Below are 12,698 nucleotides of genomic sequence, written 5' to 3'. Positions count from 1 at the left end.
CCCCATGTCCAATCCCACTCCCGAATTCATCCAGGTCGGCGCGCTGGCCGACGGCTTCGCGCCCGACAGCCTGACCCTGCCCCGCTGCGCCGAGCTGGACGGCCGCAGCCTGCGGCTGTGCTTCGACGACGACAGCGCCGCGGACTGCCGGCTGGAGTCCGGCGGCGACGCCCGCGTCGTCCTTGAGCGTCCGGGGCGAGCCTCGGCGCTGGCGGAGATAGACGGCTTCCACGCCAGTTCCTTGCGCGCCGGCGTCTATTTCATCGATTTCCGTCACCAGGGCCCGGCCGCGCAGTCCCTCAGCCTGATCCTGGACCTGGCGCAGCGCCGCTTCACCCTGGTTCTGGGCCGGCTGCCCGACGCCGACGCCGCGCGGATCTGCGCCTTCGACCGGGTGGAACGCCAGATGGAGCTGACCGGCGTGGAAGTCGAATTCCTCCACGGCGCCGTCAACCAGCCCGCCGCCGCGGTCCCGCGGCACCCGCCCAGCCGCGAACTGATCGGCATGCGCAACCGCTACCGCTACAGCCCCACCGAGTGCTACGAGCACATTTACCTGAACGACGGCCTCTACGCCTGGCATTGTCTGGAAGGCGTGGAGCGCGGCCTGGCCGACGTCGACCGCTGCCACTACTACCAAGTGGCGGAGCGGCTGTATTTATTCGTCTGGCGCGAAAAAATCATCCCCACCCTGGGCGTGATCTTGATCGACCTGGAGCAAATGCGCACCGACGGCAAGATCTTCGGCTATCAGGACGAGGATTTCGGCGCCACCCGCAACTTCCGGGTGGGCGCGCAGGCCAGCGTCGTCAACCACACTCGCGGTTAAAGGTCCGCGCCGGCCTCATTCCCTTTCCAGCCGCGCGTAAGCCAGCGTCGGCACATCCACCGCCGTCGCGCCGCCGTCGGCCGTCAGGCAAGCGCCGCTGACCATCGCGGCCTCGTCGGACAATAGAAAGCGGCAGATCGCGGCAATCTCCTCCGGCGTCGCCGGCCGCCGCAAAGGCACGTCGGCGGTCACCCGCCGGTAGGCGGCCTCCAGATCTTCGCCATGGGCCGCCATCAGCGGCCGCATCTCCTCGTCCGCCATCGGCGTGCGCACCCAGCCCGGACACAGGGCGTTGACCCGCACCGCCGGCCCGTAGTCGCGCGCCAGCGACCGGGCCAGGCCCAGCAAGGCGTGCTTGGCCGTCACATAGCCGCAGGCCGCAGGCCCGGCCGCCAGACCGGCGATGGAGGCCAGCAACACCATGCTGCCGCCCTGCCGGATCAGGTCCGGCAGGCAGGCGCGGGCGCTGACGAAGGCGGTGTCCAGATTGGCGCGCATCGCGGCGCGCCAGGCCGCGTCGTCGGTGTCCAGCGCCGCGCCCATGCCCAGGCCGCCGGCGCAGGCGGCCAAGCCGTCCACCCTGCCCCAGCGCGCGCGGATGCGCGCCAGGAAATCCTCCCAGGCCGCGGCGTCGGCGGCGTCGCCGGCCAAGGCCAGACCGCCGGTTTCCTCCGCCAGCGCCAGCAAGGGGCCGGCCCGCCGTCCCACCAGGGCCAGCCGCGCGCCTTCGGCGGCGAAGCGGCGCGCGCAAGCGGCGCCGATGCCGGAGCCCGCGCCGGTGATCACTATGGTTTTATCGCGCAAAGACATCTCAGCCTCCTTGTCGTTCGCCGTCTAAACCCGACGGCATTATGTTAATATATTCATTTAAAGTAAACAGGCCGCCCCCCCTTACCCTCCCGCGACTTTAAACCAAGGAGCCGCCATGGACCCTACGCAGCGTCCCTACCAATACCAACTGCCGCAACGCCTGCTGCGCGCGCGCGAAGCGGTGATGTCCTACTTCCGTCCGGTGCTGAGCCGTCACGGCCTGTCGGAACAGCAATGGCGCGTCCTGCGCCTGCTGGCGGAACGCGGAAACATGGAAGCCGGCGAGATCGCCCAGCGCGCCGGCATCCACCCGCCCAGCCTCAGCGGCATCCTGGCGCGCATGGAAAGGGACGATCTGGTTTACCGCCACCGCGCCCAAGCGGACAACCGTCGCTTGATCGTCACGCCGACGCAGCACGCCAAGACGCTGACCCAGCGCATCATTCCGCTGTCCAACGACTGTTACCGCCAGATCGAAGCCCATTTTTCCCAGGCCAAACTGCAAGCCTTGCTCGCCTTGCTGGATGAGCTGGAAAGCCTGCCCGCGCCGTCTTAGAACCTGTTCAAGAGCGGACCGCCCGCCAGACCTAGCCCCGCCCCGCCTCCGCCGCCAGCAAGACGCGGCGGCAGGCGGCCAGACTGGCCAGCACCGCCAGGCCCTGCACGCCGCGCAGGCCGATGTAGCGCCGCAAGGGCGGCAGCCGGCACGCCACCTCGCTGGCGCCGTAAGGCTCCAGACACAGCAACCAGCCGTCCTGGCCGCCGTGCAGCTCGCAACGCTTGAAGTCCAGCGGCGACAGCGCGGCGCGCACATCCGCGTCGGCGCGCAAGCGCTCCAGCAGCGGCGCCAGCGCCGCGGCGTCGCCGTCCAGCAAATCGACGACGATGCCGCGGCGACGCCAGAAGCCGCCGTGACGCAGGCGGATGCGCGCGCGGCCCGGCGCGCCCGGCACCGTCAGCCGGAACTCGCAAGCCACCATATAGGCCAGCCAGCCCGCCTCCACCCGCTCCCGCGCCGAAAAGCTCCACTCCCCGTGCGGAAAGCGAAAACGCCGCTCCGCCTCCTCTTCGGCCTGGCAATCCAGCTCCGGCCAGTCCAGGCTCAGCCGCGCCAGCGTCGCGCCCGGACGATAGCCGCCCGGCCTGCGCCAGGCCTCAACCAGCCGCGGCCACACGTTCCAGCTCCCGCCGCAAGACTTCGTCCTCGCCCTGGCACTGCGTGTCCAGAATCCGCTCCAGCGGCACCGGCCGGAACGGGTTGACCTTCTGCACCAGCAAGGTCCACAGCAGCGCGTACACCAGGGTCAGGCCCAGCATCCAGCCAAAGGGCAGGTAGATGTCGCGCGCCTGCATGCCGGGCGGGGTGATGAAACAGATCGCCAGCACGATGCCCAGCGCGGAGCCTATCTGCGGCAGCGGAAACCACGGCGAGCGGTAGGCGCGCGGGAAATCCGGCCGCGTCAGCCTCAGCCGCACCACGGACAGCGTCACCAGCAGATAGGCCACGCCCCAGGAACAGACCGCCGCCAGCACCAGGGGCATGATGCGGTCCAGATCGCCCTGGATCAACCAGGCGTGGACACAGGGGATGAGCACCGCCGCCGCGATGCCGCACCACGGCGTGTTGAAACGCGGATGCAGATAGGCGAAGCAGCGCGGCAAGGCGCCGTCCTGGGCCATGCCGTACAGGATGCGCGGCAGCGCCGCCATCAGGGTGTTGATCGTCGCCGCGCCGGCCAGCAGCAGGCCGACGCCCAGCCAGATCTTGCCGAAGGGCCCCATCACCCGCTCGGCGAAGGCCGGCAACGCCATCGGCGTGTCCAGCAGCCGCGGGCCGTCCGCATGGGCCGGGTCCAGCGGCGTATTGGCCACCTGCCGCACCATGGCCGCGCCGTACAGCAGCATGGTGACGGCCACGCCGCTGAGCCCCATCTTCAAAGCCCGCGGAATGGCGCGCCCGGAGTCGCGCAGCTCCGGCGCCAGCGGCGTCACCAATTCCGCGCCGACGAACATGAACATCGCCATGCCCACCAGGCTGAGCAGCAGGCCCGGGTCGTCCAGACGCAGCGGCGCGCCGAACCAGCCGCCCAGATCCACCGCCGGCGCGCGCAGCAGGCCGGCCACGCCGAAGACGGTCAGCGTCGCCCACATGCCGAAGGTCAGCGCCACCTCGGCCTTGCCGAACAGGGTCACGCCCAGCGCGTTGAGCGCGCCGAAAACGATGACCAGGCCCACGCCCACCATCCAGGCGCTGCCGCTCTTTTCCAGCATGGTGTTGAGATGGTCGAAATTCACCAGCGCCATGATGCCGGACAGTATGGTCTCGGCGGTGCCGGCGAACACATGCACCAATAGATAGGCCGACAAGGTGCCGGCGATGGCCAGGCCGCGGCCCAGGCCGGCGCTGATGTAGTCGTACACCGCGCCGGAAGTCGGCAGCATCGCCGCCGCTTCGGCGAAAGTGGTGGCCTGCGCCTGCATCATCAAATAGGCGATCAGCATGGCCAGCGCGAAAGTGCCGCCGGCCATGCCGAAGCCGCTGGTGGCGGTCAGTATCACCGGGCTGGCCATCACCACGCCCACCGAGCTGGCCAGCGCCACCGGAAAGCCCACCACGCCGCGGCTCAGGCTGCGGCTCAAACGTTCGCTAACAGACATGGTTCTCCTCCCTCTTCCATCCGCCGCCGCGCCGGCCGCCGCTCTCTGTCTTCCTGGCGGCGTGCCGGCGCGGCCGGCTGCTCCCCGTTCGGGCCGGGCCGTTCAGGCCTCGGCCAGCCCGGCTTCCAAGGCCGACGCGATCACATCGGCGTGCTCGCGCTGTAACACCAGCGGCGGCGACAGAATGATCTTGCTGCCCACCGGCCGCACCAGCGCGCCGGCCCGGCGCGCGATCTCCGCCACCTTGTCGGCGTAGCCGCTTTGCGGGTCTATCGGCTCTCGGCTGGCCTTGTCCTTGACCAGGTCCAGGGCCAGCATCAGGCCCTTGCCGCGCACCTCGCCCACCGCCGGATAACGCTCGGCCAGCGGCAGCAGCCGCTCCAGCAGGTAGGCGCCCGTTTCCGCCGCCTTAGCCGGCAAGTCTTCCTCCTGCACGATGCGCAGATTGGCGAGAGCGGCGGCGCAGGCCACCGGATGGCCGGCGTAGGTGTAGCCGTGCATGATGACGCCGCCGAAATCGCCGTTGGCGGCGAAGGCGTCCGCCACGCGCTGATTGACCACGGTGGCGCCCAGCGGCAGATAGCCGGAGGAGATGCCCTTGGCCAGGCACATCATGTCCGGCTTCACTCCCCACAGCCGGCTGCCGAACATGGAGCCGGAGCGGCCGAAGCCGGTGACCACCTCGTCGGCGATCAGCAGCACGCCGTGGCGGTCGCACACCTCGCGCACCCGCGGCCAATAACTGGCCGGTGGCACGATGACGCCGCCGGCGCCCTGTATCGGCTCGGCGATGAAAGCCGCCACCGTGTCCGGGCTCTGGAACAGGATCTCGCGCTCCAGCATCCGCGCGCAGATTTCGGCCAGCTCCTCAGGGTCGTCGGTGAAGGGGTTGCGGTAGGGCCACGGGGTCTCCACATGGAAGCAGCCGGGCAGCAGCGGTTCGTAATTGCGGCGGAACACCGTGTTGCCGTTGACCGATCCGCCGCCGAAGTGGGTGCCGTGATAACCCTGCTTCAAGGAGATGAACTTGACCCGGTCCGGCTGGCCCTTGAGCCGCCAGTATTGGCGCGCCAGCTTGAGCGCGGTTTCCACCGCGTCCGAGCCGCCGGAGCTGAACACCACCCGCGCCATGTCTTCCGGCCGCAGCATGTCGATCAGCAGCGCGGACAACTCCTCCGCCCGCGGATGGGAGATGCCGTCGAAAAGCTGGAAATACTCCAGCTCGTCCAGCTGCCGGGCGATGGCCTGCTTGATTTCGGCGCGATTGTGGCCGACGTTGACGTTCCACAGCCCGGCCACGCCGTCCACCAGCTTGACGCCCTGGTCGTCGAACACATGGCAGCCGTCGCCGCGCACGATGCGGATGGGCGTCCGCTCTTTCATTGCGTTGGGATGCAGCATGGGATGCCAGAAACGGGCCTTGTCGTAGGACATGTCTTTCTCCTGAATCAAAGTGGAAGCGCGTCCGCGCTCAATGGGCGATGCAGACCGATTTGATCTCGGTGAAACTCTCCACCGCACCCTTGCCGAACTCGCGGCCGAGGCCGGATTCCTTGTAGCCGCCGAAGGGCATGCCCGGGTCCAGCGGTATATGGCTGTTGACCCAGACTGTGCCGGCCTGCAAACGCGGCACGATGTCCAGCGCCGCCGACAAATCATTGGTCCACACGCTGGCGGCCAGGCCGTAGCGCGTGTCGTTGGCCAGCGCCACCGCCTCGTCCACCTCGTCGAAGGGCATCAGCGCCAGCACCGGGCCGAAGACTTCCTCGCGCGCCACCGGATTGTCCGGCGCCAGGTCCGCCATCACCGTGGGCTGCACGAAATAGCCGGGCAGGTCGGCGGCGGCGCCGCCCGTCAGCACGCGGGCGCCGGCGGCGCGGCCGCGCTCGATCAGCCGGCACACCGCCTGCTGACGCCGCTGCGACACCAGCGGGTTGACCTGGGCGTCCAGATCCATGCCCGGCCCCAGCCGCATGCCGGCCACGGCGGCGGACAGCGCCTCGGCGAACAGATTGAACTTGCTGCGGTGCACGTACAGCCGCGAGGCGGCGGCGCAGACCTGGCCCTGATTGAGAAAGCCGCCCAGCAAAGCGCCCCGCACCGCCTGATCGATGTCGGCGTCGCCCAGCACCAGCATCGGGTTCTTGCCGCCCAGCTCCAGCGCCAGCCGGGTCATATTGTCCAGCGCGGCGTGGCCGACGGCCTTGCCCACCTCGGTGGAGCCGGTGAAGCTGACCTTGCCGATCAGCGGATGCCCGGCCAGCGCGCGGCCCGCCGCCTCGCCGCGCCCGGTCACCACATTGAACACGCCCGGCGGCACCCCGGCCTCCAGCGCCAGCTCCGCCAGGCGCAAGGCGCTCAGCGGCGTCTCGCTGGCCGGCTTCAACACCGCCGTGCAGCCGGCCGCCAGGGCCGGCACCGTTTTCCACAAGGCGATCATCAAAGGGAAGTTCCACGGCGCGATGCCGGCGGCCACGCCCACCGGCTCTCGCCGGGTGAAAGCGGTGAAACGCGCGCCCGGCGGCGCCGGAATCGACACGTCCAGGGTTTCGCCGGTGATCTTGGTGGCCCAGCCCGCCATATAGCGCACGTACTCGATGGAGCCGCCCACTTCGATGGCCCGCGCCAGATGGATGGACTTGCCCTGGTTCAGCGTTTCCAGCTGCGCCAGCTCCTCGGCGTGCGCTTCCAGCACATCCGCCAGCCTCAGCAATACGCGTTCGCGCTCGGCCGGCCGCAGGCCGGACCAGACGCCGGATTCGAAAGCCCGCCGCGCGCTGCCCACCGCCGCGTCCACATCGGCGGCCTCGCCGTCCGCCACGCTGGCGATCACCGCGCCGCTGGCCGGATTGCGCACGTCCTTGCGCCGGCCGGACAAAGCCGCCCGCGGTTTGCCGTCTATCCACAGCCCGTGCTCCCGTTCCAGAAAGGCCCGCACCGAATCCAGCACCGGCACTAGGTTTTGATCCATCCTCGTCTCCTTTTCGATCAAGCTTGCCGCCGCGTAGGCGCGGCCGGCGATGGCCCAATATACCCAGCGCCGCCGCCGCGGCTGATCCCAAATCGGCAAAGCGCGACCCGGCCCTTCTCGTTGCGGCGCAGCATGTCGCCAGATGGAAACATTCAGTAAAAACAATGCTTAAGCGACGCAAAGAGCGCTGGACATTTCGATTTAAATAACATATTAATCATTTTGAGATCCAGAGAATGGACCGAGAACAGGCGGACTCCCCCCACCCACCGGAGAAAGCAGATGATTGCCGCAGCCCGTTGCTTTGACGACGCCCACCTGCACGCCGAGGCCCTGCCCGGCTGGGAGCAGCTGTACAGCCAGATCAGCGGCGGCCGCTTCCGCAGCACCTTGAGCCGGGTGCGCACCGCGCGCCTGGATATTTTCCGCGAAAGCTTCAATCAGCGCGTGGTGCAGCAAGGCCGCGCGCCCGGCGGCATGATCCATTTCGCGCTGCCCATCCGCGCGCCGTCGCCGCTGAGCCTGCAGGGCGTCGCCGTGCCCGACGACGCCCTGATGGCGCTGCGCGGCGGCGAGGACTTCGTCCTCCACCTGCCGCCGGGCGCGGATTCCGTCCAGGTGTCGGTGCCTTACGAGGATCTGGCCGAACTGACGCCCGCGCTGTGCCGCCCGCTGCGCGAGGCCCGCGGCAAAACGCCGGTGTTCCCGGCCCGGCCGGCCGCGCTGGCGGCGCTGCACGCGCTGCTGAACGGCGTGTTCGAACAGGCTTTATTGGACCCGGCGCTGCTGTCCTACGCCGGCAACCAGAAAGTGATCCAGCACCAGTTGCTCAGCCTGCTGCAAGACGCCTTGGCGGACGGCGCGCTGGGCGAGCGCCGCGGCAACCTGACCTTCGCCACCCATTGCGACATCGTTAGGCGCAGCCAGGCGCTGGCGCTGGCCAAGCCGGACGAGCCGGTGACGGTGCTGGAGCTGTGCAGCCGGCTGCGCGTCAGCCGCCGCACGCTGCAAAACAGCTTTCAATTGGTGGCGGACACCACGCCGGTCGATTATCTGCGCTCCATCCGCCTGAACGCGGTGCGCCGGATGCTGCTGAACCCGGCGCGGCCCGGCCACGGCGTGCGCGACGCCGCCGGCGCCTGGGGCTTTTACCACCTGGGCCATTTCGCCGCCGATTACCGCAAGCTGTTCGGCGAGGCCCCGTCGCACACTCGCGGCCGAGCCCTGGCCCATCTGGGCGCGCCTCCCGGCGCGCGCGGACTGGAGCCGGTCAACGATCCAGCGGACTAGACGCGAGCTCAGGCCTGACGGCGCGCGCGGTAGTCGCTGGGCGAGCGCCCGGCCATGCGCTGGAAGAAACGGGAAAAATAGGCCGGGTCCTTGAAGCCCAAATCGTAGGCGATGGCGTGCACCGAGGCGGCGGAGTAGATCAGCAGGCGCTTGGCCTCCTGCAACAGCCTATCGTGCGCCAGCCGCTTGGACGGCAGGTCCGCCAGCCGGCGGCACACATCGTTGAGCCGCGCCTCGCTGACCCCCAACTCGGCCGCGTAGCGGTCCAGGCTCCAGTGTTCGCGGTAATGCGCTTCTATCAAGCCGTTGAAACGATGGTAGAGCCGCCACTCGTCGCGCCGCGGCCCGCGGCGCGGTCCCGGCAGGCCGGACAGCCGCAGCACGTCCACCAGCACCAGCTGGGCCAGGGCTTGCCGCGCCAGCTCCGCGCCCGGCGCCGCCGCCTCGCTCTCCCGCTGCAACTGCGCCAGCCGCTCGGGCAGGCGCCGCGCCATATCGGCCCATTCCGCCGGCACCTCGGCCAGCTCCACGCAGAACGGCGCGCTCAACGCGTCCGGCCCCGCCTCCTCCAGCCAGCCGCGCGCCAGCTCCTGGCGCAAGGTCAGCACATGGCCGTCGGCCTCCGGCCCGGTGATGAAGGCGTGCGGCACCGTCGGCGGGGTCAGGAACAAGAGCGGGGCGCGCGCCTGGTAATGGTCTTCCTCCAGTTGCAGACGGATGTCGCCGCTGGCGAGATAGTGCAATTGCAAAAAGCGGTCGTGCCGATGCACCGGCATATTGCGGCCGAAAAAGGCCGCCAGCCGGCCAAAGGATTCGCAATGGATGTCGACGGACTCGTAGGGGCTGTCGTAAGCCTTGCCGATGTCGATATTGGGTATGCGCGCGCCCAGACCGCGCGGGATTCTGCTCATCGCCGCCCCTCCCTTGTGACATTTTCGCCATAGTCGGCCGCCCTCGCCCTCCGCTCTCGCCAAAAGGCCGCTGCTCAGGCTTTCGCGCCGGATCGGCGGCCCGGGCCGCCGCCGCGCAAACACGGCTTTTGACGATATTACCCGCAACGCAGCATGGATAAACATTGACAGCGGGCCGCCGTCATCGTTATAAACTTTAACATGTTAATGAATATTTGAACAACGGCGATTCATTCAATAACAAGGAGTTAAGCATGAGTCTGGTCCTAGACGCCGCGACGGAGCGGCCGGCGGCCATCTACGGCGCGGCGCTCAACCACCGTCGTTTGCAGACGGCGCTGGCCGCGGAATTCGAACAAGCGCCCTATCAGCGCCCGCCGCAAGCGCCGGTCTTGTTCGTCAAACCGCGCAACACCATCAGCGTCGCCGGCGCGCCCATCCCCTTTCCCGCCGACGCGGACGCCGTCTACGCCGGCGGCGCGCTGGGCGTGCGCATCGGCCGCGACGCCTGCCGCGTCAGCGCGGCCGACGCGCTGTCCCACGTTGGCGGCTATGCGGTGGTCAACGAGGTCAGCCTGGCGGAAACCAGCTTCTACCGCCCGGCGATCCAGGCCAAATGCCGCGACGGCTTCTGCCCCGTCGGCCCGGAAGCCGGCCCCGACGCGATCGACCCGCAACGGGTGCAGGTGCGCACCTACGTCAACGGCGCGCTGGCCGAAACCAACGACAGCGCCGACTGGCTGCGCGGCGTCGCCCAGTTGATCGCCGACGTCAGCCAGTTCCTCACCCTCTACGCCGGCGACCTGCTGATCGTGGCCACGCCGCCGCGCGGCGCGCGGCTGCGGCCGGGCGACGCCGTGGCGGTGGAGATAGACGGCATCGGCCGCCTGGAAAACATCGTCGCGGCCGAGGAGGACATGCAATGAGACACGCCCGCATCCGTTATCAGGGCCGAACCTGGCGCGCGCAGGCCGACGCCGACGGCGCGCTCTTGCTGCCGGACGGCCGCCGGCTGGACGAAACCGAGGCGGAATGGCTGCCGCCCTGCCAGGGCACCCTGTTCGCGCTGGGCCTCAACTACGCCGACCACGCCGCTGAACTGGATTTCAAGCCGCCCAGCGAACCGCTGGTGTTCCTGAAGACGGCCGCCGCGCTGACCGGCCATCGCCGGCAATCGATGCGGCCGGACAATGTTGAATATATGCATTACGAGTGCGAACTGGTGGCGGTGATCGGCAAGACCGCGCGCAAGGTGAAGCGCGCCCAGGCGATGGACTACGTCGCCGGCTACACCGTGTGCAACGACTACGCGGTGCGCGACTACCTGGAAAACTACTACCGGCCCAATCTGCGGGTGAAAAACCGCGACGGCCTGACCCCGATAGGCCCGTGGCTGGTGGACCGCGACGAGGTGGCGGACCCGCACAGCCTGGAGCTGGCCACCTATGTCAACGGCCGCCGCGTCCAAAGCGGCAATACCCGCGACATGGTGTTCGACATCCCCCATCTGATCGAATACCTGTCCGCCTTCATGACGCTGCAAGCGGGCGACATGATCGCCACCGGCACCCCGCAAGGCCTGTCCGACGTGCGCCCCGGCGACGAAGTCGTCGTAGAGGTCGAGGGCGTCGGACGGCTGCTCAACCAGATCATCAGCGAAGCGGACTGGCTCGCGCGCCGGAACGCGGAAAAGGAAACCCCATGATCAAACACTGGATAGACGGCCGCGAAGTGGCCAGCCAAGACAGCTTCGTCAACTACAACCCGGCCACCGGCGAAGCGCTGGGCGAAGTGGCGGCCGGCGGCGCCGAGGAAATCAATCTGGCGGTGGCCGCCGCCAAGGCGGCTTTTCCCAAGTGGGCGGCCACCCCGGCCAAGGAGCGCGCGCGGCTGATGCGCCGGCTGGGCGAATTGATCCAGCGCGATGTGCCGCGGCTGGCGGAACTGGAAACGCTGGACACCGGCCTGCCCATCCACCAGACCCGCAATGTGCTGATCCCGCGCGCCTCGCACAACTTCGACTTTTTCGCCGAAGTCTGCACCCGGATGAACGGCCACAGCTACCCGGTGGACGAGCAGATGCTCAACTACACGCTGTACCAGCCGGTGGGCGTGTGCGCGCTGGTGTCGCCGTGGAACGTGCCCTTCATGACCGCCACCTGGAAGACCGCGCCCTGCCTGGCGCTGGGCAATACCGCGGTGCTGAAGATGTCCGAGCTATCGCCGCTGACCGCCAACGAACTGGGCCGGCTGGCGCTGGAGGCCGGCATTCCGCCCGGCGTGTTCAACGTGGTGCAGGGCTACGGCGCCAGCGCCGGCGAAGCCCTGGTCAGCCATCCGGACGTGCGCGCGGTGTCCTTCACCGGCGGCACCGCCACCGGCCGGCGCATCATGCAGAACGCCGGGCTGAAGAAGTACTCGATGGAGCTGGGCGGCAAATCGCCGGTGCTGGTGTTCGACGACGCCGACTTCGATCGCGCGCTGGACGCCGCGCTGTTCACCATCTTCTCCCTCAACGGCGAACGCTGCACCGCCGGCAGCCGCATCTTCGTGCAGAACGGCATCTACGACCGCTTCGTCGCGGAATTCGCCGCCCGCGCCCAGCGCTTGATCGTCGGCGACCCGCAGGACCCCAACACCCAGGTGGGTTCGATGATCACCCGCCAGCATTACGACAAGGTCACCGGCTATATCCGCATCGGCATGGAAGAAGGCGCGCGGCTGGTGGCCGGCGGCCTGGAACGTCCGGCCGGCCTGCCCGAGTCGCTGGCCTCCGGCCACTTCATCCGCCCCACCGTCTTCGCCGACGTCGACAACCGCATGCGCATCGCCCAGGAGGAAATCTTCGGCCCGGTGGCCTGCCTGCTGCGCTTCAGCGACGAGGCCGACGCGCTGCGCCTGGCCAACGACGTCGATTACGGCCTGGCCTCCTACATCTGGACCCAGGACATCGGCAAGGCCCACCGGCTGGCGCGCGGCATCGAGGCCGGCATGGTCTTCGTCAACAGCCAGAACGTCCGCGATCTGCGCCAGCCCTTCGGCGGCGTCAAGGCCTCCGGCGTTGGCCGCGAGGGCGGCGAATACAGCTTTGAAGCCTTTGCCGAGGTGAAAAACGTCTGCGTCTCCATGGGCGGCCATTTCATCCCGCGCTGGGGCGTGGAACAAGCCTGAGGCGCCGCCGGGGCCCAGGCCGCGCAGACGGCCGGCCCCGGCGCGACACCGATCCAAG

The 12,698-nt window shown here is 68.8% G+C and carries 12 protein-coding genes; 6 read left to right on the top strand and 6 right to left on the bottom strand.

All coding sequences use genetic code 11. The annotated features are described in order from the left end of the window. Positions 1-4 precede the first annotated feature (4 nt). Complete coding sequence (locus JC616_RS08530) at positions 5-829, top strand: MoaF C-terminal domain-containing protein (RefSeq protein ID WP_107798711.1); 825 nt, start codon at positions 5-7, stop codon at positions 827-829. A 15-nt stretch (positions 830-844) separates the two neighbouring features. Here the strand turns inward: JC616_RS08530 and JC616_RS08525 are convergent, their stop codons facing one another. Further along, positions 845-1,639 (bottom strand): SDR family NAD(P)-dependent oxidoreductase, encoded by a 795-nt coding sequence (locus tag JC616_RS08525; RefSeq protein WP_107798710.1) that lies wholly within the window; start codon positions 1,637-1,639, stop codon positions 845-847. A 115-nt stretch (positions 1,640-1,754) separates the two neighbouring features. Here JC616_RS08525 and hpaR point away from each other — a divergent pair, with 115 nt between their 5' ends. After that, positions 1,755-2,195, top strand: a complete 441-nt coding sequence (hpaR, locus tag JC616_RS08520) for a homoprotocatechuate degradation operon regulator HpaR (RefSeq protein ID WP_107798709.1) — start codon at positions 1,755-1,757, stop codon at positions 2,193-2,195. 31 nt (positions 2,196-2,226) lie between these two features. Here hpaR and JC616_RS08515 read toward each other — a convergent pair whose 3' ends face one another. From JC616_RS08515 to JC616_RS08500, 4 genes are all read right to left on the bottom strand, one after another. Next, a complete protein-coding gene (locus tag JC616_RS08515) occupies positions 2,227-2,814 on the bottom strand; it encodes a DUF3156 family protein (protein ID WP_107798708.1) in 588 nt (195 codons plus the stop codon). Next, complete coding sequence (locus JC616_RS08510; RefSeq protein ID WP_107798707.1) at positions 2,795-4,297, bottom strand: APC family permease; 1,503 nt, start codon at positions 4,295-4,297, stop codon at positions 2,795-2,797. The genes JC616_RS08515 and JC616_RS08510 overlap by 20 nt, the downstream gene beginning before the upstream one ends. Before the next feature lie 102 nt (positions 4,298-4,399). After that, positions 4,400-5,731 carry an aspartate aminotransferase family protein gene (locus tag JC616_RS08505; RefSeq protein WP_227107739.1) on the bottom strand — a complete coding sequence of 444 codons (1,332 nt, stop codon included), beginning with the start codon at positions 5,729-5,731 and terminating at the stop codon, positions 4,400-4,402. A 37-nt stretch (positions 5,732-5,768) separates the two neighbouring features. Continuing rightward, on the bottom strand, positions 5,769-7,268 hold the full coding sequence (locus JC616_RS08500) for an aldehyde dehydrogenase family protein (RefSeq protein ID WP_227107738.1): 1,500 nt from the start codon (positions 7,266-7,268) through the stop codon (positions 5,769-5,771). Between the two features lie 282 nt (positions 7,269-7,550). Between JC616_RS08500 and JC616_RS08495 the strand changes: the two genes are divergently transcribed. Further along, complete coding sequence (locus JC616_RS08495; RefSeq protein ID WP_227107737.1) at positions 7,551-8,558, top strand: helix-turn-helix domain-containing protein; 1,008 nt, start codon at positions 7,551-7,553, stop codon at positions 8,556-8,558. An 8-nt stretch (positions 8,559-8,566) separates the two neighbouring features. Here the strand turns inward: JC616_RS08495 and hpaA are convergent, their stop codons facing one another. Beyond that, on the bottom strand, positions 8,567-9,469 hold the full coding sequence (hpaA, locus tag JC616_RS08490; protein ID WP_227107736.1) for a 4-hydroxyphenylacetate catabolism regulatory protein HpaA: 903 nt from the start codon (positions 9,467-9,469) through the stop codon (positions 8,567-8,569). Positions 9,470-9,723: 254 nt separating this feature from the next. Here hpaA and JC616_RS08485 point away from each other — a divergent pair, with 254 nt between their 5' ends. Genes JC616_RS08485 through hpaE form a run of 3 tightly spaced genes read left to right on the top strand, consistent with a single transcriptional unit; the run spans position 9,724 to position 12,640 of the window. Beyond that, on the top strand, positions 9,724-10,395 hold the full coding sequence (locus JC616_RS08485; RefSeq protein WP_227107735.1) for a fumarylacetoacetate hydrolase family protein: 672 nt from the start codon (positions 9,724-9,726) through the stop codon (positions 10,393-10,395). Continuing rightward, on the top strand, positions 10,392-11,174 hold the full coding sequence (locus tag JC616_RS08480) for a fumarylacetoacetate hydrolase family protein (protein WP_107798701.1): 783 nt from the start codon (positions 10,392-10,394) through the stop codon (positions 11,172-11,174). Before JC616_RS08485 ends, JC616_RS08480 begins: the two co-directional genes overlap by 4 nt. Beyond that, on the top strand, positions 11,171-12,640 hold the full coding sequence (hpaE, locus tag JC616_RS08475) for a 5-carboxymethyl-2-hydroxymuconate semialdehyde dehydrogenase (RefSeq protein WP_227107733.1): 1,470 nt from the start codon (positions 11,171-11,173) through the stop codon (positions 12,638-12,640). The genes JC616_RS08480 and hpaE overlap by 4 nt, the downstream gene beginning before the upstream one ends. The last annotated feature ends 58 nt before the right edge of the window (positions 12,641-12,698 follow it).

This window comes from Chromobacterium rhizoryzae (assembly GCF_020544465.1).
Taxonomy (GTDB): domain Bacteria; phylum Pseudomonadota; class Gammaproteobacteria; order Burkholderiales; family Chromobacteriaceae; genus Chromobacterium.
This window is presented reverse-complemented; position numbering and strand designations above follow the sequence as displayed.

What these genes read in the sequence shown, in the direction of transcription:
- JC616_RS08530 (WP_107798711.1), top strand. Translation starts at nt 5, where the DNA reads ATGTCCAATCCCACTCCCGAATTCATCCAGGTCGGCGCGCTGGCCGAC.
- JC616_RS08525 (WP_107798710.1), bottom strand. Translation starts at nt 1,639, where the DNA reads ATGTCTTTGCGCGATAAAACCATAGTGATCACCGGCGCGGGCTCCGGC.
- hpaR (WP_107798709.1), top strand. Translation starts at nt 1,755, where the DNA reads ATGGACCCTACGCAGCGTCCCTACCAATACCAACTGCCGCAACGCCTG.
- JC616_RS08510 (WP_107798707.1), bottom strand. Translation starts at nt 4,297, where the DNA reads ATGTCTGTTAGCGAACGTTTGAGCCGCAGCCTGAGCCGCGGCGTGGTG.
- JC616_RS08505 (WP_227107739.1), bottom strand. Translation starts at nt 5,731, where the DNA reads ATGTCCTACGACAAGGCCCGTTTCTGGCATCCCATGCTGCATCCCAAC.
- JC616_RS08500 (WP_227107738.1), bottom strand. Translation starts at nt 7,268, where the DNA reads ATGGATCAAAACCTAGTGCCGGTGCTGGATTCGGTGCGGGCCTTTCTG.
- JC616_RS08495 (WP_227107737.1), top strand. Translation starts at nt 7,551, where the DNA reads ATGATTGCCGCAGCCCGTTGCTTTGACGACGCCCACCTGCACGCCGAG.
- hpaA (WP_227107736.1), bottom strand. Translation starts at nt 9,469, where the DNA reads ATGAGCAGAATCCCGCGCGGTCTGGGCGCGCGCATACCCAATATCGAC.
- JC616_RS08485 (WP_227107735.1), top strand. Translation starts at nt 9,724, where the DNA reads ATGAGTCTGGTCCTAGACGCCGCGACGGAGCGGCCGGCGGCCATCTAC.
- JC616_RS08480 (WP_107798701.1), top strand. Translation starts at nt 10,392, where the DNA reads ATGAGACACGCCCGCATCCGTTATCAGGGCCGAACCTGGCGCGCGCAG.
- hpaE (WP_227107733.1), top strand. Translation starts at nt 11,171, where the DNA reads ATGATCAAACACTGGATAGACGGCCGCGAAGTGGCCAGCCAAGACAGC.